Source organism: Pseudomonas oryzihabitans (genome assembly GCF_032027545.1).
GTDB classification, from domain to species: Bacteria; Pseudomonadota; Gammaproteobacteria; order Pseudomonadales; family Pseudomonadaceae; genus Chryseomonas; species Chryseomonas oryzihabitans_F.
The window spans coordinates 68,058-92,090 of record NZ_JAVSJB010000019.1 but is presented as its reverse complement, the minus strand read 5'-3'; the positions used below and the strand labels follow the sequence as shown (position 1 = coordinate 92,090).

Here is a 24,033-nt window from a genome sequence, read left to right as displayed (position 1 = left end):
GGTACGGATTCAGTCGGCGGGCGCGACGTCCGTGGCCGGGGTCACCGGCGGGGTGCCTGCGCCGGACTGGGTCTGCTCCAGTTCGGTCAGGCGCAGTTCGAGGGCTTCCAGGCGGGCACGAGTGCGCGCCAGTACCGCCATCTGGGCATCGAATTCCTCGCGGCTCACGACGTCGAGCTTGGCCAGGGCGCCCTGCAGCAGGGCCTTGAACTGGCTCTCGATCTCCGCCTTGGGCAACGGCGAATCCTGACCGAACAGCCGGCTGGCCTGCTGAGTCAGGGAATCGAACAACGAACGGGTCGTGGACATGGGCATCCCCTGCTGAATCAAAGCCCGAGTGTAGCACAGACCCCTCCGGGTCCCGCCCGGCAGGCCTTGCACTGCTTTGGTGCGAGTGTGGCGCTGCGGTTGATCGGTGTTGGTGCAAAGTCCTGCCCGCTCGAAGCGAATTTGCCCCGTCAAGTGGCGTTCGAAGCGTGCGGCCCGCGGAATCCGTACCCGTTCGCAAAACTGGCAAGCTTTCTGCTACTGCCGAATCAGACACGGGCGTCGGAGGGCGCCTGGCCAGAGGCGCGCCACGGCCGCTTCTGCCACGACCACGGCGATCAACACGTCGGCGGTTAAACAGACGGTCACTGCGCTAGACTTGGACCGGGGTTTGTTTTCCTGGGGCAAGTCCACTCAATCGGGAGAAGTTCATGAAACTAGTCACCGCCATCATCAAGCCATTCAAGCTCGACGACGTGCGTGAGTCGCTGTCCGAGATCGGTGTGCAAGGCATCACCGTTACCGAGGTCAAGGGCTTCGGCCGCCAGAAGGGCCATACCGAACTCTATCGCGGCGCCGAATACGTCGTCGACTTCCTGCCCAAGGTCAAGATCGACGTCGCCATCGCCGACGATCAACTCGACCGCGTCATCGAGGCCATCACCAAAGCTGCCAACACCGGCAAGATCGGCGACGGCAAGATCTTCGTGGTGAACCTCGAGCAGGCCATCCGCATCCGTACCGGCGAAACCGACACAGACGCCATCTGACGATTTAAACCGACAGCCCAACCCCAAACGAGCCCCAGGAGAAACAACGATGACTCTGCGCACGTACGCAGGGCTAGGAGCCCTCATGTCTTTCGTAGCGCTGCCGGGCCTGGCCATGGCCCAGGAAGCGGCTGCGGTCCCTGCCCCTGCCATCAACAGCGGCGATACCGCCTGGATGCTGGTCTCGACGGCACTCGTGCTGTTCATGACCATTCCCGGCCTCGCACTCTTCTACGGCGGCATGGTTCGCGCCAAGAACGTCCTCTCGGTGATGATGCAGTGCTTCGCCATCACCGGTCTCGTCAGCATTCTGTGGATGCTCTATGGCTATAGCCTGGCCTTCGACACCACCGGCATGGAAAAGGGCGTCACCAACTTCAACTCCTTCATCGGCGGTTTGGGCAAGGCCTTCTTGTCCAGCCTGCAGCACGACGCCGTCACCTCGGCTACCGCGCTGTTCCCGGAAAGCGTCTTCGTCACCTTCCAGATGACCTTCGCCATCATCACCCCGGCGCTGATCGTCGGTGCCTTCGCCGAGCGCATGAAGTTCTCCGCCATGCTGGTGTTCACCGGCCTGTGGTTCACCTTCGTCTACGCCCCCATCGCCCACATGGTCTGGAGCGGTGACGGCGGCCTGCTGTGGGACTGGGGCGTGCTGGACTTCGCGGGTGGCACCGTGGTGCACATCAACGCCGGTGTCGCCGGTCTGGTCGCGGCCCTGGTACTGGGCAAGCGCAAGGGCTACCCGACCACCCCGATGGCTCCGCACAACCTGGGCTACACCCTGGTCGGCGCCGCCATGCTGTGGGTCGGCTGGTTCGGCTTCAACGCCGGTTCCGCCGCTGCCGCCAACGGCACCGCCGGCATGGCCATGCTGACCACCCAGATCGCCACTGCCGCCGCGGCCCTGGGCTGGATGTTCGCCGAGTGGATCACCCACGGTAAGCCGAGCGCCCTGGGCATCGCCTCCGGTGTGGTCGCCGGTCTGGTCGCCATCACCCCGGCCGCCGGTACCGCAGGCCCCATGGGCGCCCTGATCATCGGCCTGGCCGCTGGCGTGCTGTGCTTCTTCAGCGCCACCACCCTCAAGCGCAAACTCGGCTACGACGATTCCCTGGACGCCTTCGGCGTACACGGTATCGGTGGCATCGTCGGCGCCCTGCTGACCGGCGTCTTCGCGGCACCGGCCCTGGGTGGCTTCGGTACCGTGACCGACATCGGTGCCCAGCTGTTCATCCAGTTCAAGGGCGTGGCCTTCACCATCGTCTACACCGGTATCGTCACCTTCGTGATCCTCAAGGTACTGGACGTGGTCATGGGCCTGAGAGTCAACGAGGAAGAAGAGACCGTGGGTCTGGACCTCACCCTGCACAACGAGCGCGGCTACAACCTGTAAGCCCGACTCTGCCGAAAAAGGCGCCGCGAGGCGCCTTTTTCACGTCTGCCATACGGCTGGAACAACCGCCGCCGTGCTGTGTCTAGACTGCACGCCAGCGGTGAGCATTCACCGCTTTGCTTTTCCGAGCGTCGCGCTAGAATGCGCGCGCCTATCGATCGGCGGTGACTGTTCATGTGGCTGCAGCGGACCTTTGCCCTGCGCGCGCGCGCGCGTGGCTTCCATCTGATCACCGATGAGGTGCTGGCTCAGCTGCCTGAGCTGAGCCGTTGCCGAATTGGCCTGTTGCACCTCTGGCTGCAACACACCTCGGCCTCCTTGACCATCAACGAGAATGCCGATGGGGCGGTACGGCGCGACTTCGAGCGGTTCTTCAACCGGCTGGTGCCCCAGGGGCAGGCAGGTTACGAACACGACTACGAGGGCCCGGACGATCTGCCCGCGCATTTCAAGAGCAGTCTGCTCGGGTGCAGCCTCAGCCTGCCGGTGGAGCAGGGCCGCCTGGCCCTGGGTACCTGGCAGGGCATCTACCTGGGTGAGCACCGCGATCAGGGTGGGGCACGTCGCGTGATCGCGACGCTGCAAGGCGAATAGCCAGGAATTTTTCTTAGGAGGTCGCGTCAAAACGCGCGGCCCGATTTTCCCAATGTGTTTGGAGGCGGTTTATGAGCGACGAAGAACTGGAACAGGACGACCTGGAGACAGGCGCGGAAGAGGAGGGCGACAACGAGGAGTTCGCCGCGGCGACCGAAGACGCCGAGTCGGAAGAGAGCAGCGACAGCGAAGCGCCTGCGGCTGGCGGCAAGGCCAAGAAGAAGCGTGAAGCCGAGCCCGAGGAACTGCCTTCGGTAGAAGCCAAGCAGCGCGAGCGGGAAGCCCTGGAAAGAGCTATGCAGGAATTCCTGGCGCGCGGTGGCAAGGTGCAGGAAATCGACGCCAACGTGGTAGCCGACCCGCCCAAGAAGCCCGACAGCAAATATGGCAGTCGTCCCATCTAGGATCGCGCCATACCGCCTACGAAACCCCGCCTCCGCGGGGTTTCGTCCATCTGGAGATCACAGCAGCGCCATTACCATGATGAAGCCGGTGAAGGCCGCAGCCATGGTCGCCAGGCAGGCCATGCAGATTACATCGTCTCTCTCGTACATGTCGGTAGCCCTGGAAGCCCTAGTGGGTGATGGCATTCTGCTCTTCTGGCCAATACCTGCCTGTGCGACTCATCGCAAAAGGCCATCATCCGAACTCGGCTCTGCCAAGTGGTTCACCAATGCCGCGGCGGTCCGTAATAAGGACGCGGTTCGTAGGCGGGCTGGGCGGGGTAGTAGCCGGGTGGCAAGGGGCGCCAGTGCGGCGCGCCGTAGCCCGGTTGGGGGTAGGGCTGGTAATAGCTGTAGGGATAACGATCCCGCAGGTAATAGGGGTGATGGCGATGATGCCGTCGGTACTCGCCCACCGGTACGAAGCCAGCCGTATCGGCACCGGCGCCGTCCCAGCGCGCGCGCTCGGGGCCTGGATCTTCGTATGCCGCGGCCAGGCCGCTGGCGGTCAGGGTGGCGGTCAACAGCAGTATCAACGACGCTCGGGGTGCCATGGAGTTCTCCTCGCGGCGCTCGATGGGCCGCGTCACCATGAAACACCTTTGGCTGTCAGCGGGCGTCAGGCCAGGTAAAGGTCCGGTAAGACCGGCTCAACCCCAGTCCAGGCCCTGGATGCTCACGGCGACGATCAGGGCCAGTGCCAGCAGGCCGATGCCGCACATCAGGATCACCAATTCGAGTTGATCCAGGCGTCGCTTCATCCCTGCCACCAGTGCCAGAAGGTGAAGCCGACCAGCGTCAGGACCAGGCCAAGGAACAGTTGATTGAGCCACAGGCTGACGCCATTGAGCAGGCTCAGCCAGAGTGGCGGCACGGGTTCGGTAGTCGGGGCGGAGCGTGCCCGGGTGGCGTCGCAGGGCAGGGCGGATAAGGGCCGATTCATGCAGGTAATCGAGCGATTGGGCATTCAGCGAGCGCCTCCGTGCGCTTTTAGCGAGGGTTGGCCGCCCGGTCGCGGGTAGCCGCGATCGGCCGCCTGGAGGGGCCACCGGTCGCGCTGCCGATCATCGCTGAAAATGTCGCCATATGGGTGACGACTCGGTGAAAAGGTCGGGCTGTTCCCACTCTTGCCGGTATTTAGCGGCCAGGACAAGGGCTGGGTGGACCAGGGCCTGTCGCTGGCGCTTGAGTGGAGGGCGCCACCGGTGCAGCCTGAGCGCTTAGGACCCTGCCCAACACCAGCTGAGAAAACGTCATGACCAATCTCTTCAGCGACCTGCCCGAGGCGATCACGGCGGAGGTATTCACCACCCTGCTCGACCGCGCCGGCTGCCGCATCGAGCGCATTCTCTCCCAAGGCCAGACCACGCCGGCGGAGGCTCCCTACCGGCAGGCGCACGACGAGTGGGTGCTGTTGCTCGCCGGGGCGGCGCGGCTCGCCCTGGAGGGGCGGGAGGTCGCGCTGCGGCCGGGCGATACGCTGTTCATCCCGGCGCACACCGAGCATTGGGTGACCTACACCGATCCGGCGGTCACCAGCGTCTGGCTGGCGGTTCATATCGGCGAAGCCTAGACGGCAGCCGCGCCGGCCTCGGCATGATGGTGGCTGGCGCTGCCTGGACGTCTGAAGCGCCCGACAGCGCCTGAGACCTCAGCCGACCAGGGTCACCGGGCCGTGGTCGTCGCAATGGCCATCATGGACATGATGCAGGCGGCCATCCACCAGGTAGTCGACATGATCGCCATGGGGAACGGCTTCGTGGCCGCAATCGGGGCCATGGACATGATCGGCTGCGTGGCCGCTGCTCTGGCCATGAGTGCACTGGTCGGGATTGGTGGCGCTAACGGCGATGACGTGTTCGTCGACGTGATCGCCATGCATGTGGTGCAGGTGACCATCGTGAAGATAGTCGACGTGCCCGTCATGCTCGATGGCGGTGTGTCCGCAATTCGGCCCATGCTGATGGCTGTGATTGGCGTGATGCTTGTCGCTGCAACTGCTCATGCTACTGACTCCGAAAAGGGTGGCTGTCGGGTGACGCCGGGCCATTACAAAGTCTGAAGTGGGTAGAGGGTCAAGCGGATTCGAACAAACTTTCGGTCACCGAGTCCTCTAGGGCGCGCTTTTGCGCCGTTCGGCTCGGCATCATCAAGGCTGGACAAGCTCTGGTGAATCCATGGCGCGTCCCCGGCCTTGGCTGCCGGATGGCCACCGCCACGCCTCTTTTCGCAGGCACAAAAAAACCGGCGCTAGGCCGGTTTTCTGGTCTCTGGATGCCAGCGGCACCTCGGAGGTATGTCTTGGTGCCAGGGACAGAACCGAACTGATTCGCCCAGGCCTTGCAGTTATAAGGGTTTCACGTGGGGCCCTGAAATCCTACTCACATTCCTACTCACATTTGCCAGCGCTGGGTTTGTCACGATTCGACACCGAGTCGGGGAATCGAATCGTGACATGTCACGTTCAGCCAGTTATCAGCCGGCGCAGAGGGCCATTTGTTTTGAAGTCGTTGGCCACCGCCTGATAGCTCGCCTTCACCGCGCGCTGGGTGGACTGCTCCATCTGCATCAGCATAGCCGCGTCCGGGTTGCCATTGACCTGCATATGGACGGTCGGGGCGCCCAGGTGGATAACGGTATCGCCGCCTCCGCCACCATGGGCAGCGACACCCAGCGAGCCGTCCGGGCCGCGCGTCAGCGGCATGATCGCCTCCGGCCCTGCCTCGCCCATCACCCCAAGGCCGCCAGCCATCCTGAAGGCCGTTGGCTGGTCCACGATGCCGTTCGTGAAGACACCGCCGTTGGCGAACATCTGGACACCGCCATTCCAGGCGCCGCCCTTGGCCTGCTGGAACATCGAGGCCACGCCAGCACCCCAGCTGGTCCCCGCGGCAGCACTGACCGCGCCGGCCAACGCCTTGCGGATCTGGATGCGGATCAGGTCCTGGACGATGGAGTTGGCCAGGTCCTTGAACGACAGCTTGCCGGTGGTCACGAAGTCGACCAGCGCGTCCTCAGCGCCGGTGAAGGCGTTTGTGAACAGCTCCTGGAACTGTCCAGCAGTGTCGGCGACGCTGTCGCGGTAGTTGTCCAAGGCCGCGGCCATCCCGTTGGTCCAGTCAGCCTGGGCGGCGTCGACCTTGCGGAAGCCTTCTTCCATGGCGGCCACACGCTTCGGGCCGTACTCCTTCTCCAGTCGGATCTGCTCATCGAAGGCTTTGCGCTGAGCGTCGGTCTCGGCCAGGTTGCGCTGGGTGCGCAGGTCCAGAATCTTCTGGTTGTTCTCGCGCTCCAGCTCCAGGCGTGCCTGTGAGCGCTGCGCCTCCTTGTCGCCCATCCCCACGGCATCGGCCTGGGCCTGATACTGCGCCCGGGCGTTGGCCAGATCCTTCTCCAGATCCGCCTGGTACCGCATAGCCTCGCTCAAGCCGTTGGCGGCCGCCTTGGCCTGGGCGTACTGGTCTTCCAGCCACCCGACCGACGTGGCGTATTCCGAGAGGCTGACCTTGTTGTCGGCCAGCAGCAGGTCCAACTGCTCGGTGCCCTTGGTGTAGTCGTCCAGGGCGGCGCCCACGGGGTCGTAGGCGCGTTTTAGCTGGACGTATGCGGCGGCGGCCTCGCGGAGCTTGGCGTTCAGCTCCTGCTGGTTCTTGGCCTGGGCCTTCTCTGCGTCCTTGTCGGGGCCGTTTCGTCCCTGCAGTGCAGCCAGGTTGGGAGTAGCGCGAGGCGACGGGTTGGGAGCTATCGGCGGCGCTTTCATGCTGCTCATGCTGGCCACCAACTCCTGGCCCTTCTTCAGCTGCTCCTGGGCGTCCTTGAGATCGGCCTCAATATCCTTCACGGCGCGGCTACCGCTGACCCCGAAGTCATCGAACAAGGCAGGAAGCCCGCCCATTGCTTTGGCTTGCTCAAGCTCATGGCGCAGGCTCGCCACTCGATCTTCAAGCCGTATCAGATCATCCAAGGCCGGACCATTGATCGCGGCCGCCATAGACTCAGCGGCAAAGCGGGTGATGTTCGCTATTTCCGATGCGGCACTTGCAAGGAAGGTGGTGAACTTGAGCACGCCTGCCGCCAGGTCAGCCAGGCCTTGAACGAAGCGCGGATCTGTAACAGTGGCGCGAAGGTCGGCCATCGAGTCATTCAGGGACGAAAGGTCGACGTTCGCCAGTCCGGCAACCATCTGGTTCTCGATGCCATGCAGCTGATCGCCGATGTCCTTGAGGATCTCGTTCGCCTTCACCAGGTCGTTCACCTGCTGGGGGTTGAGCGAAATCCCGAAGTCCCGCGCCTGCTGCTTGTAACGCTCCAGCTCGGCGCCGCCGTTCTCCAGCAGTGGGAGCAGGCGGGACAGGTCGTTGCCCAGGCTCTCCAGGATGTTGGTCTTCTCGGCCTGGCTGCCGACCTTGGACAGGCTAGCCGCGATGGCTTCCAGCTGCTTGTCCGGGCTCAACTGCGCCAGAGCCTTTGCAGATAGGCCAAGCTTGTTGAGCGCGTCCACGGCCTCGCCGCCGCCGGTCACCAGCACGTCACCGATCTTGTCGTTCAGGTCCTTGAAGATGTCCGCGATGTTGTCGCCGGACAGGCCGGCGCGCTCGGCGGCGTACTGCCATTCGATCAGCGTCGTGGTGTTCATCCCGAGCGACTTCGCCCACCGGTCACTCTCCGCGGTGGCCTCGGCAGTGCGCTTGAGCAGTGCCAGTGACGCGGCACCCGCGGCGATCGACGCCGTGGCGAGGCCAGCCATCGCCACACCGGTGGTCTTGCCGGCGGCCAGGGCGGCGCGGCCGATGCGGTTGAAGGCCAGATCGATGCCAGCCAACTGCTTGTTGATTCCGGCGCTACTCGCCGCGACCGTGCTGTCAGCCTTGGCCATTTCCATCCGCAGCTGTGCGGTGGTGGCCTCGATGCGGACCAGCATCCCTTGAACGTCTGTTGCTGCCATGGTGGTGTTCTCCTGCCGGAGCCACCGGGGCGGCGCCGGGGTTAAATCAGAGGTTAAGTCGAGGTTAACTTTTAACTTTTCAGGGCGCCGGCTTTAACAATTATCGCACCCCTTTAACACGTCCCAGCCCATTGGCGGCGCTGGGTTGGCTCGGTTTTTGCCCTTTAACATCCAGGCGCCGGCCTTTAACAAATTCCCCCAGATGAAAAAAATCTGTGCGTGGGGGACCAGGTGGTCTCGGAAACGGGAACTCCCAACATTTTGCCCACCCCCTGGGTCTGCTCGCCGGCTAGAGCTGCAGCTGCTTGGCCACCTCGTCGGCGTCCACGCCTTTGCTCAGGGCCGAGCGCGCGGCTCGCGTCATCTCGTTCAGCGCCTTGTCCTCGAAGCGCTTGGCCATCACCTCAGCCTTGCGGGCGATCTTGATGGCCAGGGCGCGAGGGAAGGGCGCGCGGCGGGTAGCTGGGAAGTCGCTCATGGGTCACCTCGTCGAAAGGGTGGTGCCCGCCACCAGTGGGAGTATCGCCATACGGCCTCCACTGCGCGGGCTGTCGGGGTTCTGTTGATGGGCACTCACCGACTGATCCCATCCTGGCTTCCCTTGCGGGCCGCCCAGGCGGCGGGTGGATTACTTGCTGGCGGTGGTGGTCAAGGGCACCAGGCGCACAGCAGCAGGCGCGAACACGGCCAGGCCGGCGCGCAGCTCACTCAGTAGCGTGACCAGGTTGGTGACCAGGTTGTCACGGTCGAAGCGGCTGGCGATCAGCACCGGGCGCATACGGTCGAGGACGGCCACCTGGGCAGCGTCCAGCAGCAGCGCCTGGCCGCGGGCCATGCTCGGGGTCTCGATCACGCCATTGCGCCACAGGCTGGCCGGTGCGGGGCTTTGCGGGCCACCCAGCAGGTACTCACCGTTGGCGTTCTTGGACTTGTCCACGTCGAACCAGTCGAGCGGGTTCATGATCACCATCGACGGGCGCCAGCCCGCGGCCTTCATCTCGGCAGCGGCGGCGCCGATACGGTCGACCGGGCTATCCGAGGCAGTGGGCGTGAACGCCAGCGCCTGCTTGACCAGGCCGAGGATCTTGCCGGTGCCGCCCTGGCCATTGATCACGGCGTCCTCGAGCTTGGCCAGCAGGCCATAGCCCAGCAGGTTGCCGATGTAGGTCTGCAGAGACGGCTCGTCGTCCAGCACCTGCACCGACGCGCGGGTCCAGTGGGCGATGGTGTCGACGTTGGCTACAGCCTGTTGCAGCTCCATGTTCGACTCGGCCTTCAGGGTGCCTTCCAGCACCTGATAGTCGGCGTTGTTCGTGAAGCTCTTCAGCTGGGTGAACTCGTAGGTACCGCCAGACACCGGGATCGAGCGGAGCGCGTCGAGCAGCTGCAGCGACTGGCGCGGATCGTTGAACACACCGGTGGCGCGCTCGGTGATGCCCTGGTACTGGCTATCACCGGTCTGGCCGCGGCCGGCGTTCACCAGGGTCTTGATGCTCAGGCTCGGCAGCTCCACCCGGCCCGTGTCCTTGGCGCCGTTGCGGATATCGGCCATCCCCTGGGATTTGACGAACACCCCAATGGCGTCGGTCTTGCTGCCGCCGAAACCGCCGCGCAGCTTGACGCCCTTCATTTCCATGTTCTGGACAGATTCCAGGGCCTTCTCGGCGATCTCTTTGGTTTCGTCGTGCTTGCGCGACAGCTCGGCAACAGCCTTGCCGTGGTCGTCGATGGATTTGGTCAGCAATTCGAGGGACATAGTGATTCCTCAGTGAGCCCGCAGGCTCTCCGTGATGCGTTGGAGTTTGGCCGCGATCTGGGCCAGTTCTGTGCTGTCGTCGGGTCGCTCATCGCGAACGAGTCCGTTCCAGCCGCCCGCCATCAGCCTTTTGGCTTCGCGAGCAGAGAGCCCCAACGCATCACGCGCGGCGCGTTCAAAATCCCGAGGGTTCGGGTCTGCCGGGTCGAAGGCGCACTTGACGCTCACGATCCGGGCATTGGGGTTGGCGGCGATGCCCACCAGGGACACCTCCACCAGGTTGATTTCCTTGAGCAGTCGGACGCCGTTCACCAGCTCGGCACCGCCGGGCGGGATCATGTAGCCGATGCTCAGCGCCAAGGCGCCATCCTTCGCCAGGGCGTGGGCCGCCTTGGCTTGCGGGACATCCATCGTCAGCCGGCCGTCCGCCTTCAGGCCCTGGGCGTCTTCCAGGAACGAAGTCCAGACGCCAACGGGGTTGCTCTGGTCGTGCTGCCAGAGAAGAGCGGGGCGGGTGCCGGCGGCGGCGTGCTTCGCCAGGCTCTTCGCGAAGGCGCCAGGGGCCACGATGTCGCCGTGGTTGTCCGGGTCGCCGCCGAAGGTCGAGGCGTAGCCAGTGAAGCTTCCGACCGATTCGTCGGAGGCCAACTTGAGTTGCAGAGGGGCGGTATGGAATGGGCGCATCAGCGATGTCTCCAAGGGAGCAAATGGGTCGATTCATTTGCCGCTCGAAGCGCATCACGCGCATCTTGACGGGGGACGCGAGCATCACGCTCACGACTCGGCAAGTATACCAAATTGCGAGCCACGTCACTCGCCTTTTGTTTGCTGCCAGGCTTTCCCTCAGATTGAGGAAAAGATATCGGCGATTCCTGAAATTGCGCAACCGGTGCGCACTTCCTCAGGTTGAAGAAGTAGGCCTGGCGATCTACCGGCTTTCCGGTAGTTGGAAACGCTCGGGTAACGCTGCGACCGTTAGTGCCCAGAATTTTCTGGGCACCTGCCTGGGGGTGTGCGGCGCTGGCGTTGACCCAACTCCTCAGCTTGAGGGGTCTGCGAATTTGCAGAGGCCCCTGATAACCCAGTCGGTTTCGGTTGGGTTCGATTCGCTTACCTGTGGGTTTCCTGAATCTCAGGACACCGGCGGAAAATTCCGCCGATCCCAGGTGATCCAGTTCTGGATGATGGCCCCGATCGGAGCCATGGAGCAGAAGTGCGCCATCCGTGGAGATGAGCTGAAAAGTCAGCCGGTCTCCCAGTTTGCGGGAAACCTGCGGACTAGTTTGCGAGGTGCAATTTGCGCCGCGAGGGCCGCCCGCCATTTGCACCCTGTTTTTATCGTGTTTGGAGCCTTGGAAAAGCATGAGCATTGCCATGGTTTCACCTGGGTACCTGGTATACGTATAAAAGGGTGCGCACTTTCTGCGTACGTAAAACCGTGTTTATGGCGCAGTTTCTGCGCACGTAGAGCCCAAAAAGGCCTGTTTCAGGGGTGTTTTCCCCGTCTACGTGCGCAAAAAGTGCGCGGTACAGTCGCAGAAAATGCGCAGGATCAAACGCAAGCCATCAGCTCGGTCATTTGCCGGCGTGGCGCCTTCGTCGGTGCCACCTCCAGGCCCTTTCCCTCGCATTCGTTGATCGGTAGCCAGCCAAGCGCGTAAAGCGCGCAGCGGGCGCCGTGACGGGAGAACAGGCTGCTCCGGGTCTGGATGATCCAGCCGGCGGCCTCAAGCTCCTTGAGGGCCTTTCGCAGCGTGTTGTCTGAGCCGATCCCCCATTCCTCGGCCATCGTTCGGGTCGCCGACAGGTCGCCGTTGTTGCGCCCGTTGTATTGCGCACACAGCTCCTGCAGGACGACCCGGGCCACGAAGCTCAGCGCCCGATGCCCAGGCGACTGAACCATGCGGTTCTGCGTCTGGAAGTGCTTCGGGCCACTGGTCTTCTGGTTTCCCTTCGTCTTGCCGGCCACGGCTGGATCAGTCCCAGAGCGTGAAGCGGACGACCTGGGCGTCACCAGTGCAGCGGGCGGCAATGTCGCGGGCCTCCTGCTCGGTCTCCAGGTCGTAGGCCACCTGGCGGACGTACTTGCCATCCAGGCAGATCCACACGCCGAAGGAGAAGAGGTCGCCGTTCTTGTCGCGCTGCCAGTGGCTGGGGTGCTTGGAGCTAGCCATGGGGGACCTCCCGCGCGTCCCTGTTGCCGCGAATGGCCACTTCCATGAGCATTTCCACCGGCACGCCCCACAGGCTTAGCTCCATCGACATTCGGTACAGCGTGCAGACCAATACCTCGGCGGTCGGCATTCCCTGGGCAATGGCGTAATCAGTCAGCTGCGGCCAGATACGCTCGTACAGGAACTCTTCGTGATCTTCGAGCGAGGAGACCTCGCGCTGGACCGGAGGCTTAACGCTGGCCATGGGTCACCCCCTGGGCGCGACTGACTTCGCCCATCAGCAGGATGGCCAGCTCCCGGCATTGGTCTTTCCAGCGCTCGTCCAGCTCATCGAAGGCAGGATCAAAGATTTCGGTGTGGAGGCGAGCCTTCCAGGTGTCGGCCGTGGCTTGGATCAGCGCCACGTCTTCGGCGGACAGAGTGATGGTGATTGCGCTCATTTGGCACCGCCTTGCGACTCGATGTCGCGAGCGATCGCCATGTGGGCGTTGTAGCGGCGGAGGCGGGTCGACAGGGAGGAATCAGCGTGCAGGGCGGAGAGCGCCATCTGGCGGTGCGCAGCGGCACGGGCACGGACGGCGGACGGATTGCGGGTGGGGATCATGGGCGAAGCTCCTATACCGAGAGAGGAGCTGCCGTCTTCGTCGCCAAACGAAAGGCGGCAGCTGTGCGCAGGTTGGCGAACCGGGGGTATAGGAAACCCGGCAGACCTTTCGGTCTCCCACGCACAGCTGCCATAACACTGGTCAGCGAGCACAAAAAAAGCGCTCGCAGTCGTGATCTGGGCGCTGTTGCGCCTACACCTAATCGGGTCGCCAAACCCGGCCGCAGATTTTGCTGCGACAGGGCTACGATAGTCGGGACGCCTGGGGATGGCAAGGGAAATCATGCGGCCACCTCGCCACCGCCCGACAGGTAGTACACAGCGACGCGCGAGTGGTAGCGCCCCTGATCGTCGTACAGCGGCTTGAGGTGGGTCTGGATCGGGTGACCCAGGTCGCGCAGCTCCTTGATGCGGGCGGCCGGCTGCATGATATTCAGCTCGGAGCGGGCCTCGATGGTGCTCACCGGGCCGTGGCGCAGGCTCTCCAGGAAGCGCGCACGCTGGGCGGGAAGGGTGATATTCTGGACGCCGGTATCTTGTGGGCTGCTCTCTTGGGGGCGGCCTATTTTTTTGTCGGTCATTTAGGCGTAGGCGGCCTCCCCTCGTGCAGCGGCGATGCGCTGGTCAACCCAGGCGGCCACTTCCTGCTCGACCCATACGGCGTGACCGGGGGCCAGCTTCACCTGGCGGGGGAACTCGTTGCGGGCGATCAGGCGATAGATCTGGGTGCGGCTGAGGCTGGTCAGTGCCTCGACCTGGTGACGGCGGATGAAGCGGCGGGGTTCTGCGGTAGCCATTTAGTGCCTCCAAGGGCGCTGTGGGGATGGCTACCGATATTTATGCTGTATGGATAAACAGAAAACTGGTCGGACGTCACGGATAACCCCATATCCGTGACGGAAAACCCCATATACGTTACGTCCGTGGGGGTTTCTTTGTGCGGCCTCCCTTCGTCGCGTAGGCCGGCGCTACTGGCTTGATCCAGACCTTCAAGCGATCCGCCTGCTCTGGCATCTGGTCGCTCAACCCCTCATCGATCATCGCTGCCCAAACTCGCTGAGCCATGTCACCGATCCGGATCGCTTGTTCCAGGTCCTGCTCCCAAAGCTCGGCGGCAATCGCACGAGCACGGTCCGATGCGAGGGCGATCGCATGGTTTCGGGCGGACAGCCCCTTGAGCGAGGCGCGCTCTCTTTCTGCAGTGCGGGCTACGTCGTCAGCGGTATTGCTCAGGGCGGCAAGTAGCAGGCAAGTCACGGCGTAGCGCAGATCATGCGATCGTGCATCATCGCCGCCCGCCACATCCTCGAAGATATCGAAGGCCGATTGCAGTGATCGGCTTGGGCGCAGGTCTTGCTCAAAAAGTAACGCCGCCGTATCGCGCAGCTCATCAAACGATGCGTACTCACCATCATGGGCAAAGCAGTGCGTTAGGGGGCCGATGAGCTGTTGATAAAGCGGCAGGAAGCGGCGGTTAGCTGGAAGATTGCGCTCTGCTGCAATTTCGGCCGGGTCGCGCGCGTTTCTTTCTTCAGCCTGATCGACGAGCCGGCGAACTTCCTCCTGCTCTTCGGGGCTCAGATCATCCCATTCACGCATCTGCCGCCCTCCTGAATGGCACCACGTCAGCGCCCGCGCACAGGGCGTCCAGCTCATCGGCCCAGGCCTGCATCATCCCGCGGCGCTGCTCCAGGTAGTGGGCATGGTTGTAGGTGCCCCGGATCTCGTCGGCGTCGCCGTGGGCCAGCTGCCGCTCGATCCAGTCGCGGTTGTAGGCCCGTCCGTTCAGCTCGGTGCTGATCAGGTGCCGGAAGCCGTGGCCGGTCTGGCGGTCGCCGTAGCCGATCAGCCGGAGGGCCTTGTTGATCGTGTTCTCGCTCATGGGGCGCTCCGGGCGGGCCTTTCCAGCGAAGACCAGGGGATAAGCCCCGGTCAGCTCATGCAGCTCGCGCAGCAGCGCCACAGCCTGGCGGGGCAGGGGGACGATATGCGGGCGCCGGGCCTTCATCCGCTCGGCCGGCACTGTCCACGTCGCCGCGTCCAGGTCGAACTCCGCCCAGGGCGCTTGCCGTAGCTCGCCAGGGCGGGCCGCCGTGAGCAGCAGGAGGCGGATCGCGTGGCGGGTGTGTAGATCGCTGCGAGAGGCCTCCAGGGCGCGCAGGAGGGCCGGCAGCTCGTCTAGAGGCACATGGGGATGGTTGCGGGCGCGCGGCGCGTGTGCGGCCACCACGTCGAGATCTGTCGCCGGGTTGGTGGTGGCGCTGCCGTTGGCCAGGCCGTAGCGGAAGATCTGGCTCAGCCACTGGCGGATCTTGCCGGCCGCGTTCAAGGTGCCGCGCTTCTCCACCCGGCGTACCAGCGCCACCAGGTCGGGGCGGGTGATCTCGGCCACCGGCCGCCGGCCCAGCTCGGGCAGGATGTCGTTGTACAGGTAGAGCCTGGCCTTGTAGCGGGTGCTGTCGGCCCACCGGGGCGAGCAGTAGGCAAACCACTCCTCGGCCAGTTGCTCGAACGTGTGGACCTCGGCGGCTCGCGCCAGCTTCTCGGCTCGCTTCACATGGGCGGGGTCTTGGCCTTCGGCGAGCTGCCGGCGGGCCTCGTCGCGGGCGGCGCGGGCCTTGGCCAGGCTGACGGCGGGGTAGCTGCCCAGGCTCATCATCTTGGCCTTGCCGGCGAAGCGGTACCGGAAGCGCCAGAGCTTTCCTCCGGCGGAGGTAACCTCCAGGCACAGGCCCAGGGCGTCGGCGATGCGGTAGAGCTTGTCGCGCGGCTTGGCCGTGCGGACTGCGGTATCTGTGAGTGCCACGGGGTGTTCCCTGGGCGCCGCTCTGGGTGCGGGATGGCGGCTTCTGTGTGAGTAGATTTTGGGGCCGAACTATCAGCTACTCACCAATCTACTCACATTTTCCGGGGCTGGAAAGGGATTGGTAGGGAACGCTAGGCACAAAAAAACCGCCACAGTGGGCGGTTTCTCTGGGTTTCCCGAGTCGCTAGGGACTGCTAGGGAAGGGTACTTGGTGCCCAGGGACGGAATCGAACCGCCGACACGGGGATTTTCAATCCCCTGCTCTACCAACTGAGCTACCTGGGCAACGGGGCGCATTAAAAGCGTTTCTCGACCTTGTGTCAACAGCGAGCCCAAAAAAATTTAGATTTTTCGGGCGCTTAGCTGTTTGTCAGGTGCTTGGCGGCACGTAGCCCTCGGCCTGGGCGTAGTCTTCACCGGAGAGGAACTTGTCCATCTCGGCCTGGAGGAACTTGCGATCCTCGGCGTTCATCATGTTCAGCCGACGTTCGTTGATCAGCATGGTCTGGTGCTTCTGCCATTCCTCCCAAGCCTGCTTGGAGACGTGCTGGTAGATGTCTTCGCCCTTGGCGCCGGGGTAGGGCGGACGGTCGAGGGCGGGCAGCTCCTGCTTGTGCTTGCGGCACATCACGGTGCGGGTCATGCGGATTCTCCTTTGAGCGCCTGCTCGGCGCGCTTGAGCAATTTCTGCACCGGGGCAGCGAGGCCCAGGCGCGGCGGGGAGGCGAGGTTATACCAAAGCCAGTCACCCTCGGCCACGGCGTGGCGGCGATGGTCCACCTGCACCAGCCAGGGTTCGATGGCCAGCTGGAAGTGGCTGAAGGTATGCACCAGGCCGGGCAGCGCCTGGCGTTCGTCGACGGTCAGGCCCTGGCGTTGGGCGAGGGCAAGGAGTTCGGCTTCGTCGGCCACTTCCGGTGGCCCCCAGAGGCCGCCCCAAAGGCCGGTGGAAGGCCGGCGCTGCAGCAGCACGGCGTTGTCGTCGTTGACGAACAGCGGCATCAGCGTATGCCGCTGCGGCAGCGTCTTGCGTGGCTTGGACGCGGGGAAGTCGGTCTCCCGGCCCAGCAGGTGAGCGCGACAGCCGGGCTTGACCGGGCACAGCAGACAGCTGGGTTTGCTGCGGGTGCAGAGGGTGGCGCCCAGGTCCATCATCGCCTGGGTGTAGTGGCCCACCCGCTCGTGAGGCATTAATCGCTCGGCCACGTCCCACAGGCGCCGGGCCACGGCGGGTTCGCCCGGGTAGCCGGGGGTGGCGGTGTAGCGGGCCAGGACGCGCTTGACGTTGCCGTCGAGGATGGGCGCCCGGATACCCAGGCTCAGGCTGGCGATGGCGCCGGCAGTGGAGCGACCGATGCCGGGCAGCTCGGCCAGGGCCTCGACGCTGCGCGGGAATTCGCCGCCATGGTGCTCGACCACGGTCTTGGCGGCCTTGTGCAGGTTGCGCGCGCGGCTGTAGTAGCCGAGGCCGGTCCAGAGATGCAGCACCTCGTCCTCGGGGGCGGCGGCCAGGGCCTGGACAGTGGGCAGCGCCTGCATGAAGCGGTCGAAGTAGCCCAGCACGGTGGCGACCTGGGTCTGCTGGAGCATGATCTCCGAGACCCAGACGCGATAGGGGTTCACGGCCTGCTGCCAGGGCAGGTCCTTGCGCCCGTGCAGGTCGTACCAAGCCAGTACGGCGGTACCAAAGGCGTCGTCAGTCATCGGCGTTGCAGCAGCCCTCGAATGGCGTTCTGGATGTCGGGGCTGATTTTATCACCGAGCTTCTCCTCGATTTTTTCGTTCAGACGATTGCCGGCGGCGCGGGCGATGATCTGGCCCATGGCCTCGCGGTCCAGGCGGCAGGCCTTGGCGCCCAGTTCCATGGGGCCACGGCAGTGCAGCGGCCATTCGATGTCGGCATAGCGCTCGCCGACCTGGCAGCCAGGGTCGGCGGCGGCGTTGGTGTCGCCCTGTATGGTGATGCCCAGGCGATAGTCGAGGCCGAGGGTACGCAGGTCGATGTCGCCCGTGCCCTTCGCCGCCAGGCCCGGCACGCTGACGCTCAGGTCCTGGTTGCGTGCCACGCCATTGACGATGGTGAGGCTGCCACTCAACTGGCGGAAGGGGGTGTTCTGGCCGCCGTGGGGTAGCTCCAGCGGCTTGCGGTTGAGCAGGGCGATGCCCTGGCAGAGCTGGCTTTCGACGTTGGCGTCGATCAGTTGGCCGTTGCGCAGGGCGAAGCGGGCCGTGCCACCCAGGTTGTCGATCAGGGCACGCTGGCTGGCGCCGCTGCTGCGCAGGTCGGCGTCCAGGTCGAGCAGGCCTTCCACCGGCGGCTTCTGCCCCTGGGCCTGGAGGATGCGCTCCACCGGCACAGCCTTGATGCGCTCCTGGACGGTGAGTTGCGGTTGCGCGCCGCGCACGTCGAGGGCGCCGTTGGCCTGGAAGTGGCCACCGAAGAGTTCGCCTTCCAAAGCGCTGAGCTGCAACTGGCCAGCGGCGGCCTTGGCCTTGAGGCTGGCGTTCTCGAAGGGCAGGCGGTTGAGGGTCAGGCGCTGCAGGCTCAGGTCGACGTCGGCATCCAGGCTGCGCAGGCGCTCCACCGGCAGCAGCGTCTCCTGGCTCCAGGCATGCTGGGTGGGAGCTTCCGGCAGCGGCGAGTTACCCTGGGTGGCGGTGGCATCGACCTGGGCGACTTCCTCTTCCCGTGCCTGGTTGGCCTGGCGCGCGGCGGCGGCCTTGGCCGGCAGGTAGCGATCCAGATCCAGGCTGTCGCCACTGAGCTGGACGCGCAGGGCGCGGCGGGCGATGTCGTCCAGGGCGACGCGGCCCTTGAGGATGCTGTCGTCCAGGCTGAAGTTGAAGTCGTTCAGCGCCAAGGCATTGCGACTGGCCTGCACCTGGGCGTTCATTTCGAAGCGTTGCAAGGTCTTGTCGTCGGCCATGGCCGGCAGCTCGACGCCGATGCCGGTGAGGAAGGCGCGCAGGTCCAGGCGGGCGATGGAGAGGCCGCCGGTCAATTGGGGATCGGTCTCGAGACCGCTCAGCTTGAGGTCGCCCAGGGCCTTGAGTTCGTTGGCGGTGAGCTTGAGGCTGGTCCATTCGGCGGTCTGGGCGCGGCGGTCGACGGCCAGCTGGCCGCTGGCGGAATAGTTGACCAGCTTGCCGTTGAAGGGCTCGCCCGTGGCATCGCCGGTCAACTGGAGATTATCCAGGGCGTACTGCTGGCTGGCCGGATCGAAGCGGAATTCGCCGCTGAGCTGCACGGTGGCGTTCACCGGCGGCTGGGTGGTACTGGCAGTACCGGCCAGCTTGAGCGGGATGGGCGTGCCGGCGTAGATGGCGCCGGTTTCCAGGTCGATGCCTTCGAAGGCGTAGTGGGCACCGCTCTGGGCATCGCTGTACTCGATGCGCGAGTTGCGCACGGTGAGACTCTCGACATTGAGCTTGAGCGGCTGGCGAGCGGTCGTCGGGGAGGCGGGCGCTTGGCCGTCGGCCGGGGCGTTGGCTGGCGTCTCGTTCTGGCCAGGCCGAGGGGCGGGGCGGCCGATCTCGGCCCAGTTGCTACGGCCTTGGTCATCGCGGCTGGCGGTGAGGTCCAGGCCATCGATCTTGATGTCGCTCATCTCCAGGTCGCGGCGCAGCAGCAGCGGCAGCAGGCGCACCGACAGGATCAGCCGTTGCACCTGGGCGAGCTGGCGGTCCGGGGTGGCGGCGCTGGCCAGGGTGGCATCGTGCAGTTCGACACCCAGCCAGGGGAACAAGCTCCAGCCGATGTCGCCCTTGAGCTGCAGGTCAACGTTGGCCTTGTCGCGCGCCAGCTGGCGAATCTCGTCCTTGTAGTCATTGGGATCGACCAGGTGGGTGAGGGCGAAGCCTACGGCGACCAGCAGGAGCAGCAGGCCGACGAGAACGATACCCAGCACTTTGGCGAAAGCTTTCATGGCGAGGAAATTCCTGTTCCGACGGGCGATGGCGCGACTGGCCAGTATAAGGGTAGGAGCCTGCCCGAATGACATCGAGGTGTCGGGCCTGTGACAGCGATGGTGATCGCCCGTTTCGTCGGGCGTCTTGCACCGCCCGTAGCCTGGCAAATGAGAAAGGCTGGCAGTTGGCCGAGGGTGCGCTTTAATGTCGCGCACCTTCGGTCGGTTGACGCCGTTTCTTTGACTCGTTTATGGGGAAGCGTGCAGGGAATGTCCACCGGCCTGGCCGCTACACACTAGAAAAGGGCTGAACCATGAGCACTAGATTGACCGCTGGGGGCGCCGCTTCGGCACGCCCGGCTTTTCTCTCCAAGGAGCGCATCATCGCGCGTCCCGGCTTCAACCGCTGGCTGGTACCGCCGGCGGCGCTGGCCATCCACCTGTGCATCGGCATGGCCTACGGCTTCTCGGTGTTCTGGCTCCCGCTGTCCAAGGCCATCGGCATCACTGCCGCCGTGGCCTGCCCAGTGGAAATGGGCTTCTTCGAGCAGATTTTCAGCGCCACCTGTGACTGGAAGATCTCCCAGCTCGGCTGGATCTACACCCTGTTCTTCATCTTCCTCGGCTGCTCGGCCGCCCTGTTCGGTGGCTGGCTGGAGCACGCCGGTCCACGCAAGGCCGGCGTCGTCTCGGCGCTGTGCTGGTGCGGCGGTCTGCTGATCTCCGCCCTGGGCATCTACACCCATCAGATCTGGATGCTGTGGCTGGGCTCCGGCGTCATCGGCGGTATCGGCCTGGGCCTGGGCTACATCTCGCCGGTGTCGACCCTGATCAAGTGGTTCCCGGACAAGCGCGGCATGGCCACCGGCATGGCCATCATGGGCTTCGGTGGCGGCGCCATGGTGGGTGCCCCCCTGGCCGACCTGCTGATGCGCCACTTCGCCTCCGCCACCGAAGTCGGTGTCTGGCAGGCCTTCCTGGTCATGGCGGTGATCTACTTCGTCTTCATGATGAGCGGTGCCCTGGGCTACCGCGTACCGCCGACCGGCTGGAAACCCGCCGGCTGGACGCCTTCGACCAAGAAGGCGCAGAACGCCATGATCACCAACCGCCACGTCCACGTGAGCAAGATCTGGGGTATCCCGCAGTTCTGGTTGGTCTGGGCCGTGCTGTGCCTGAACGTGACCGCCGGCATCGGCATCCTCGGCATGGCCTCGCCGCTGCTGCAGGAAGTCTTCGGTGGTCGCCTGCTGGGCAACGGCCTGACCTACGGTGAACTCAGCGCCGACCAGCTCAAGCAGATCGCCGCCATCGCCGCCGGCTTCACCGGTCTGCTGAGCCTGTTCAACATCGGCGGTCGCTTCTTCTGGGCATCCTTCTCCGATTACATCGGCCGCAAGATGACCTACTTCGTCTTCTTCACCCTGGGCTTCGTGCTCTATGCCATCGTGCCCTGGACCGGTCACCTGGGCAGCGTGGCGCTGTTCGTCTTCGCCTTCTGCCTGATCCTGTCCATGTACGGCGGCGGCTTCGCCACCGTGCCGGCCTACCTCGCCGACCTGTTCGGCACCCAGATGGTCGGCGCCATCCACGGTCGCCTGCTCACCGCCTGGGCCGCGGCCGGCGTCTTCGGTCCGGTGCTGGTCAACTACCTGCGCGAGTACCAGCTGAGCATGGGCATCCCCCGCGCCCAGGTGTACGACATCACCCTGTACATCCTGGCCGGCCTGCTGGTGCTGGGCTTCATCTGCAACCTGCTGGTGTGCCCGGTGGCCGACAAGCACTTCATGACCGAGGCCGAGCTCGCCGTCGAGCGCGCCAAGAGCCATGACAGCAGCGCCGGCAGCGTCCAGGTGCTGGAGTGGAGCGCCGATCCCAAGACCAAGCCGCTGGCCATCGCCGCCTGGCTGGCCGTGGGCATCCCGCTGGCCTGGGGTATCTGGATCACCCTGCAGAAAACCGCTGCCCTGTTCAGCTAAGTGGCAACGGGCGCCCGACGAGGGCGCCCCTCCCGGTGGGGCGCTCCGTCCCGCCGCGCTTTCGATCCCGCCCCCGCGCGCCTATAATATCGGCCCTTTCGCCCACCGATTTTCGCGGAGCAGGCTATGGCCGAACGCAAGGCAACCGTCGAGCGCAATACCCTGGAAACCCAGGTCAAGGTATCCCTGGACCTGGATGGCACCGGCGCGGCGCGCTTCGATACCGGGGTTCCCTTCCTCGAGCACATGCTCGACCAGATCGCCCGCCACGGGCTGATCGACCTCGACATCCACTGCCGCGGCGACCTGCACATCGACGACCACCATACGGTGGAAGACATCGGCATCACCCTCGGCCAGGCCTTCGTCAAGGCCGTTGGCGACAAGAAGGGCATCCAGCGCTACGGCCATGCCTACGTGCCCCTGGACGAAGCCCTGTCGCGGGTGGTCATCGACTTCTCCGGCCGGCCCGGGCTGCACTGGAACGTGCCCTTCACCCGCGCCACAGTGGGCCGCATGGACGTCGACCTGTTCCTCGAATTCTTCCAGGGCTTCACCAATCACGCCCAGGTGACCCTGCACGTCGACAACCTGCGTGGGGTCAACAGCCACCACCAGATCGAGACGGTGTTCAAGGCCTTCGGCCGCGCCCTGCGCATGGCCCTCGCCGAGGACCCGCGCATGGCCGGCGTCATGCCTTCCACCAAGGGGTGCCTGTGATGCAGACGGTAGCCGTCATCGACTACGGCATGGGCAACCTGCACTCCGTGGCCAAGGCCCTGGAGCACGCCGGTAGCCACCAGGTGCTGGTGACCGGCGATCCCGCGGTGATCCGCGAGGCGGATCGCATCGTCCTGCCCGGCGTCGGCGCCATCCGCGACTGCATGGCCGAGATCCGGCGCCAGGGTATCGATGAGCTGGTCCGCGAAGTCAGCCAGGATCGCCCCTTCCTCGGCGTCTGCGTCGGCATGCAGGCGCTGATGCAGCGCAGCGAGGAGAACGGCGGCGTGGACTGCATCGGCCTGTTCCCCGGCGCCGTGCGGCGCTTTCCGGGTGGCATGCAGGAGGAGGGTGAGACCCTCAAGGTGCCGCACATGGGCTGGAACGAGGTCGGCCACGTGCTCGACCATCCGCTCTGGCACGCCATTCCCGATCGCGCCCGCTTCTATTTCGTGCACAGCTTCTACGTCGAGGCTGGCAATCCGCGCCAGGTGGTCGGTCGCGGTCGCTATGGCCTGGACTTCGCCGCGGCGCTGGCCGACGGTTCGCGCTTCGCCACCCAGTTCCACCCCGAGAAGAGTGCCGACTGCGGTCTGCAGCTCTATGCCAACTTCCTCGCCTGGGACGGCCGCTGGTAATGGCGCGCAAGCCGCCCGCGCCGCTGGTGACGCTCGAACCCGAGCAGACCCAGCGGCTGGTCACGGCCTTGCAACGTCTGCTGGACGATAATTTCGAGGTTCGCCTCGGCCGGTTCGAGGTCGAGGAATTGCTGGATTTCTTCGCCCGCGAGTGCGGGCCGCTGTACTACAACAAGGCGGTTGCCGACGTGCAGGCCCTGCTCAGGGAGCGCGTCGACAGCCTGGAAAGCGACATCTGGGCGCTGGAAAAGCCCTAGATCGCCCTCACCCCGAGAGCCAAGGTATTGCCATGCTGATCATCCCCGCCATCGACCTCAAGGACGGCGCCTGCGTCCGCCTGCGCCAGGGGCGCATGGAAGATTCCACCGTATTCTCCGACGATCCCGTGGCCATGGCCGCCCAGTGGGTCGACGGCGGCTGCCGCCGGCTGCACCTGGTGGATCTCAACGGCGCCTTCGAAGGCCAGCCGGTCAATGGCGAGGTGGTCACCGCCATCGCCAAGCGCTATCCCGGCCTGCCGATCCAGATCGGCGGCGGCATCCGCTCGCTGGAGACCATCGAGCACTATGTCCGCGCTGGCGTCAGCTACGTGATCATCGGTACCAAGGCGGTCAAGCAGCCGGAATTCGTCGGCGAAGCCTGCCGCGCCTTCCCAGGCAAGGTCATCGTCGGCCTGGACGCCAAGGACGGCTTCGTCGCCACCGACGGCTGGGCCGAGGTCAGCGAGCTGCAGGTCACCGACCTGGCCCGGCGCTTCGAGGCCGATGGCGTCAGCGCCATCGTCTACACCGACATCGCCCGCGACGGCATGATGCAGGGTTGCAACGTCCCGGCCACCCGCGCCCTGGCCGAGGCCACCAGCATCCCGGTGATCGCCTCCGGCGGCATCCACAACCTGGGCGACATCCAGAACCTGCTCGACGCCCGCAGCCCGGGCATCATCGGTGCCATCACCGGCCGCGCGATCTACGAGGGCACCCTCGACGTCGCCGAGGCCCAGGCGCTGTGCGACAACTTCAAGGTCTGAGGACAC

30 protein-coding genes and 1 tRNA gene are annotated in these 24,033 nt (G+C 65.0%); 11 read left to right on the top strand and 20 right to left on the bottom strand.

Annotated elements, in window-relative coordinates; all coding sequences use genetic code 11:
• Positions 1-9: 9 nt before the first annotated feature.
• The gene (locus RND78_RS23075) at positions 10-309 is read right to left on the bottom strand and encodes an accessory factor UbiK family protein (protein WP_312732337.1); all 300 of its coding nucleotides are present in this window, start codon (positions 307-309) and stop codon (positions 10-12) included.
• A 389-nt stretch (positions 310-698) separates the two neighbouring features.
• Here RND78_RS23075 and glnK point away from each other — a divergent pair, with 389 nt between their 5' ends.
• The 4 genes from glnK (at position 699) to sutA (ending at position 3,431) form a co-directional block, all read left to right on the top strand.
• On the top strand, positions 699-1,037 hold the full coding sequence (gene glnK, locus RND78_RS23070; RefSeq protein ID WP_003096476.1) for a P-II family nitrogen regulator: 339 nt from the start codon (positions 699-701) through the stop codon (positions 1,035-1,037).
• Between the two features lie 49 nt (positions 1,038-1,086).
• Complete coding sequence (locus RND78_RS23065) at positions 1,087-2,433, top strand: ammonium transporter (RefSeq protein WP_312732335.1); 1,347 nt, start codon at positions 1,087-1,089, stop codon at positions 2,431-2,433.
• A gap of 174 nt (positions 2,434-2,607) precedes the next feature.
• On the top strand, positions 2,608-3,027 hold the full coding sequence (locus RND78_RS23060; RefSeq protein ID WP_059229059.1) for a secondary thiamine-phosphate synthase enzyme YjbQ: 420 nt from the start codon (positions 2,608-2,610) through the stop codon (positions 3,025-3,027).
• A 71-nt stretch (positions 3,028-3,098) separates the two neighbouring features.
• Positions 3,099-3,431, top strand: a complete 333-nt coding sequence (sutA, locus tag RND78_RS23055) for a transcriptional regulator SutA (RefSeq protein WP_312732333.1) — start codon at positions 3,099-3,101, stop codon at positions 3,429-3,431.
• Positions 3,432-3,694: 263 nt separating this feature from the next.
• On the opposite strand, the gene RND78_RS23050 is transcribed toward sutA, so the two are convergent.
• Positions 3,695-4,063 (bottom strand): hypothetical protein, encoded by a 369-nt coding sequence (locus tag RND78_RS23050; RefSeq protein WP_312732332.1) that lies wholly within the window; start codon positions 4,061-4,063, stop codon positions 3,695-3,697.
• Between the two features lie 164 nt (positions 4,064-4,227).
• Entirely contained in the window at positions 4,228-4,413 is a 186-nt protein-coding gene (locus tag RND78_RS23045; RefSeq protein ID WP_312732331.1) for a hypothetical protein, read from the bottom strand.
• 312 nt (positions 4,414-4,725) lie between these two features.
• Between RND78_RS23045 and RND78_RS23040 the strand changes: the two genes are divergently transcribed.
• The gene (locus tag RND78_RS23040) at positions 4,726-5,043 is read left to right on the top strand and encodes a cupin domain-containing protein (protein WP_312732330.1); all 318 of its coding nucleotides are present in this window, start codon (positions 4,726-4,728) and stop codon (positions 5,041-5,043) included.
• Between the two features lie 114 nt (positions 5,044-5,157).
• Entirely contained in the window at positions 5,158-5,532 is a 375-nt protein-coding gene (locus RND78_RS23035; RefSeq protein ID WP_312732329.1) for a hypothetical protein, read from the top strand.
• A gap of 402 nt (positions 5,533-5,934) precedes the next feature.
• Here RND78_RS23035 and RND78_RS23030 read toward each other — a convergent pair whose 3' ends face one another.
• The 17 genes from RND78_RS23030 to RND78_RS22950 form a co-directional block, all read right to left on the bottom strand.
• On the bottom strand, positions 5,935-8,415 hold the full coding sequence (locus tag RND78_RS23030; protein WP_312732328.1) for a phage tail tape measure protein: 2,481 nt from the start codon (positions 8,413-8,415) through the stop codon (positions 5,935-5,937).
• A gap of 289 nt (positions 8,416-8,704) precedes the next feature.
• Entirely contained in the window at positions 8,705-8,893 is a 189-nt protein-coding gene (locus RND78_RS23025; RefSeq protein ID WP_312732327.1) for a hypothetical protein, read from the bottom strand.
• Between the two features lie 150 nt (positions 8,894-9,043).
• A complete protein-coding gene (locus RND78_RS23020; protein WP_312732326.1) occupies positions 9,044-10,171 on the bottom strand; it encodes a phage major capsid protein in 1,128 nt (375 codons plus the stop codon).
• Between the two features lie 9 nt (positions 10,172-10,180).
• A complete protein-coding gene (locus tag RND78_RS23015; protein WP_312732325.1) occupies positions 10,181-10,855 on the bottom strand; it encodes an HK97 family phage prohead protease in 675 nt (224 codons plus the stop codon).
• Between the two features lie 868 nt (positions 10,856-11,723).
• A complete protein-coding gene (locus RND78_RS23010) occupies positions 11,724-12,140 on the bottom strand; it encodes a hypothetical protein (RefSeq protein WP_312732324.1) in 417 nt (138 codons plus the stop codon).
• A 7-nt stretch (positions 12,141-12,147) separates the two neighbouring features.
• On the bottom strand, positions 12,148-12,345 hold the full coding sequence (locus RND78_RS23005; protein WP_312732323.1) for a hypothetical protein: 198 nt from the start codon (positions 12,343-12,345) through the stop codon (positions 12,148-12,150).
• Entirely contained in the window at positions 12,338-12,589 is a 252-nt protein-coding gene (locus tag RND78_RS23000) for a hypothetical protein (RefSeq protein ID WP_312732321.1), read from the bottom strand. Before RND78_RS23000 ends, RND78_RS23005 begins: the two co-directional genes overlap by 8 nt.
• Positions 12,576-12,785, bottom strand: a complete 210-nt coding sequence (locus tag RND78_RS22995) for a hypothetical protein (protein ID WP_312732319.1) — start codon at positions 12,783-12,785, stop codon at positions 12,576-12,578. The genes RND78_RS23000 and RND78_RS22995 overlap by 14 nt, the downstream gene beginning before the upstream one ends.
• On the bottom strand, positions 12,782-12,949 hold the full coding sequence (locus tag RND78_RS22990) for a hypothetical protein (protein WP_312732317.1): 168 nt from the start codon (positions 12,947-12,949) through the stop codon (positions 12,782-12,784). The genes RND78_RS22995 and RND78_RS22990 overlap by 4 nt, the downstream gene beginning before the upstream one ends.
• A 281-nt stretch (positions 12,950-13,230) precedes the next feature.
• Positions 13,231-13,530, bottom strand: a complete 300-nt coding sequence (locus RND78_RS22985; protein WP_312732315.1) for a helix-turn-helix domain-containing protein — start codon at positions 13,528-13,530, stop codon at positions 13,231-13,233.
• Positions 13,531-13,746: a helix-turn-helix transcriptional regulator gene (locus RND78_RS22980; RefSeq protein ID WP_312732314.1), complete on the bottom strand. Its 216-nt coding sequence runs from the start codon at positions 13,744-13,746 to the stop codon at positions 13,531-13,533. It lies immediately after the preceding gene.
• Positions 13,747-13,864: 118 nt separating this feature from the next.
• Positions 13,865-14,548, bottom strand: a complete 684-nt coding sequence (locus RND78_RS22975) for a hypothetical protein (RefSeq protein WP_312732312.1) — start codon at positions 14,546-14,548, stop codon at positions 13,865-13,867.
• Positions 14,541-15,755 carry a tyrosine-type recombinase/integrase gene (locus RND78_RS22970; RefSeq protein ID WP_312732311.1) on the bottom strand — a complete coding sequence of 405 codons (1,215 nt, stop codon included), beginning with the start codon at positions 15,753-15,755 and terminating at the stop codon, positions 14,541-14,543. Before RND78_RS22970 ends, RND78_RS22975 begins: the two co-directional genes overlap by 8 nt.
• Before the next feature lie 209 nt (positions 15,756-15,964).
• Positions 15,965-16,040: transfer RNA gene (locus RND78_RS22965), tRNA-Phe, on the bottom strand.
• A gap of 85 nt (positions 16,041-16,125) precedes the next feature.
• Positions 16,126-16,398, bottom strand: coding sequence for an oxidative damage protection protein (locus RND78_RS22960; RefSeq protein WP_312732310.1), 273 nt, complete (start codon positions 16,396-16,398; stop codon positions 16,126-16,128).
• A complete protein-coding gene (mutY, locus tag RND78_RS22955; protein WP_312732309.1) occupies positions 16,395-17,459 on the bottom strand; it encodes an A/G-specific adenine glycosylase in 1,065 nt (354 codons plus the stop codon). Before mutY ends, RND78_RS22960 begins: the two co-directional genes overlap by 4 nt.
• A complete protein-coding gene (locus RND78_RS22950) occupies positions 17,456-19,681 on the bottom strand; it encodes an AsmA family protein (protein WP_312732308.1) in 2,226 nt (741 codons plus the stop codon). The genes mutY and RND78_RS22950 overlap by 4 nt, the downstream gene beginning before the upstream one ends.
• A 296-nt stretch (positions 19,682-19,977) precedes the next feature.
• Here RND78_RS22950 and RND78_RS22945 point away from each other — a divergent pair, with 296 nt between their 5' ends.
• From RND78_RS22945 to hisA, 5 genes are all read left to right on the top strand, one after another.
• Positions 19,978-21,642 carry an OFA family MFS transporter gene (locus RND78_RS22945; RefSeq protein WP_312732306.1) on the top strand — a complete coding sequence of 555 codons (1,665 nt, stop codon included), beginning with the start codon at positions 19,978-19,980 and terminating at the stop codon, positions 21,640-21,642.
• A 126-nt stretch (positions 21,643-21,768) separates the two neighbouring features.
• Positions 21,769-22,362 (top strand): imidazoleglycerol-phosphate dehydratase HisB, encoded by a 594-nt coding sequence (hisB, locus tag RND78_RS22940; RefSeq protein WP_312732304.1) that lies wholly within the window; start codon positions 21,769-21,771, stop codon positions 22,360-22,362.
• Positions 22,362-23,000 (top strand): imidazole glycerol phosphate synthase subunit HisH, encoded by a 639-nt coding sequence (hisH, locus tag RND78_RS22935; RefSeq protein ID WP_312732302.1) that lies wholly within the window; start codon positions 22,362-22,364, stop codon positions 22,998-23,000. Before hisB ends, hisH begins: the two co-directional genes overlap by 1 nt.
• Complete coding sequence (locus tag RND78_RS22930) at positions 23,000-23,257, top strand: DUF2164 domain-containing protein (protein WP_312732300.1); 258 nt, start codon at positions 23,000-23,002, stop codon at positions 23,255-23,257. The genes hisH and RND78_RS22930 overlap by 1 nt, the downstream gene beginning before the upstream one ends.
• A 32-nt stretch (positions 23,258-23,289) precedes the next feature.
• Positions 23,290-24,027 carry a 1-(5-phosphoribosyl)-5-[(5-phosphoribosylamino)methylideneamino]imidazole-4-carboxamide isomerase gene (gene hisA, locus RND78_RS22925; RefSeq protein WP_058768511.1) on the top strand — a complete coding sequence of 246 codons (738 nt, stop codon included), beginning with the start codon at positions 23,290-23,292 and terminating at the stop codon, positions 24,025-24,027.
• Positions 24,028-24,033: the final 6 nt, after the last annotated feature.

Bases quoted from the DNA above. Each gene is read 5' to 3' on its own strand.
- RND78_RS23030 (WP_312732328.1), bottom strand. From the start codon at position 8,415: ATGGCAGCAACAGACGTTCAAGGGATGCTGGTCCGCATCGAGGCCACC.
- sutA (WP_312732333.1), top strand. From the start codon at position 3,099: ATGAGCGACGAAGAACTGGAACAGGACGACCTGGAGACAGGCGCGGAA.
- RND78_RS23060 (WP_059229059.1), top strand. From the start codon at position 2,608: ATGTGGCTGCAGCGGACCTTTGCCCTGCGCGCGCGCGCGCGTGGCTTC.
- RND78_RS22985 (WP_312732315.1), bottom strand. From the start codon at position 13,530: ATGACCGACAAAAAAATAGGCCGCCCCCAAGAGAGCAGCCCACAAGAT.
- hisA (WP_058768511.1), top strand. From the start codon at position 23,290: ATGCTGATCATCCCCGCCATCGACCTCAAGGACGGCGCCTGCGTCCGC.
- hisB (WP_312732304.1), top strand. From the start codon at position 21,769: ATGGCCGAACGCAAGGCAACCGTCGAGCGCAATACCCTGGAAACCCAG.
- RND78_RS22950 (WP_312732308.1), bottom strand. From the start codon at position 19,681: ATGAAAGCTTTCGCCAAAGTGCTGGGTATCGTTCTCGTCGGCCTGCTG.
- RND78_RS23065 (WP_312732335.1), top strand. From the start codon at position 1,087: ATGACTCTGCGCACGTACGCAGGGCTAGGAGCCCTCATGTCTTTCGTA.
- RND78_RS23050 (WP_312732332.1), bottom strand. From the start codon at position 4,063: ATGGTGACGCGGCCCATCGAGCGCCGCGAGGAGAACTCCATGGCACCC.
- RND78_RS23020 (WP_312732326.1), bottom strand. From the start codon at position 10,171: ATGTCCCTCGAATTGCTGACCAAATCCATCGACGACCACGGCAAGGCT.
- RND78_RS22960 (WP_312732310.1), bottom strand. From the start codon at position 16,398: ATGACCCGCACCGTGATGTGCCGCAAGCACAAGCAGGAGCTGCCCGCC.
- mutY (WP_312732309.1), bottom strand. From the start codon at position 17,459: ATGACTGACGACGCCTTTGGTACCGCCGTACTGGCTTGGTACGACCTG.
- RND78_RS23015 (WP_312732325.1), bottom strand. From the start codon at position 10,855: ATGCGCCCATTCCATACCGCCCCTCTGCAACTCAAGTTGGCCTCCGAC.
- RND78_RS22995 (WP_312732319.1), bottom strand. From the start codon at position 12,785: ATGAGCGCAATCACCATCACTCTGTCCGCCGAAGACGTGGCGCTGATC.
- RND78_RS22980 (WP_312732314.1), bottom strand. From the start codon at position 13,746: ATGGCTACCGCAGAACCCCGCCGCTTCATCCGCCGTCACCAGGTCGAG.
- RND78_RS22945 (WP_312732306.1), top strand. From the start codon at position 19,978: ATGAGCACTAGATTGACCGCTGGGGGCGCCGCTTCGGCACGCCCGGCT.
- glnK (WP_003096476.1), top strand. From the start codon at position 699: ATGAAACTAGTCACCGCCATCATCAAGCCATTCAAGCTCGACGACGTG.
- RND78_RS23005 (WP_312732323.1), bottom strand. From the start codon at position 12,345: ATGGCTAGCTCCAAGCACCCCAGCCACTGGCAGCGCGACAAGAACGGC.
- RND78_RS22990 (WP_312732317.1), bottom strand. From the start codon at position 12,949: ATGATCCCCACCCGCAATCCGTCCGCCGTCCGTGCCCGTGCCGCTGCG.
- RND78_RS23045 (WP_312732331.1), bottom strand. From the start codon at position 4,413: ATGAATCGGCCCTTATCCGCCCTGCCCTGCGACGCCACCCGGGCACGC.
- RND78_RS23035 (WP_312732329.1), top strand. From the start codon at position 5,158: ATGGCCATCATGGACATGATGCAGGCGGCCATCCACCAGGTAGTCGAC.
- RND78_RS23075 (WP_312732337.1), bottom strand. From the start codon at position 309: ATGTCCACGACCCGTTCGTTGTTCGATTCCCTGACTCAGCAGGCCAGC.
- RND78_RS22930 (WP_312732300.1), top strand. From the start codon at position 23,000: ATGGCGCGCAAGCCGCCCGCGCCGCTGGTGACGCTCGAACCCGAGCAG.
- hisH (WP_312732302.1), top strand. From the start codon at position 22,362: ATGCAGACGGTAGCCGTCATCGACTACGGCATGGGCAACCTGCACTCC.
- RND78_RS22975 (WP_312732312.1), bottom strand. From the start codon at position 14,548: ATGCGTGAATGGGATGATCTGAGCCCCGAAGAGCAGGAGGAAGTTCGC.
- RND78_RS23025 (WP_312732327.1), bottom strand. From the start codon at position 8,893: ATGAGCGACTTCCCAGCTACCCGCCGCGCGCCCTTCCCTCGCGCCCTG.
- RND78_RS23000 (WP_312732321.1), bottom strand. From the start codon at position 12,589: ATGGCCAGCGTTAAGCCTCCGGTCCAGCGCGAGGTCTCCTCGCTCGAA.
- RND78_RS23040 (WP_312732330.1), top strand. From the start codon at position 4,726: ATGACCAATCTCTTCAGCGACCTGCCCGAGGCGATCACGGCGGAGGTA.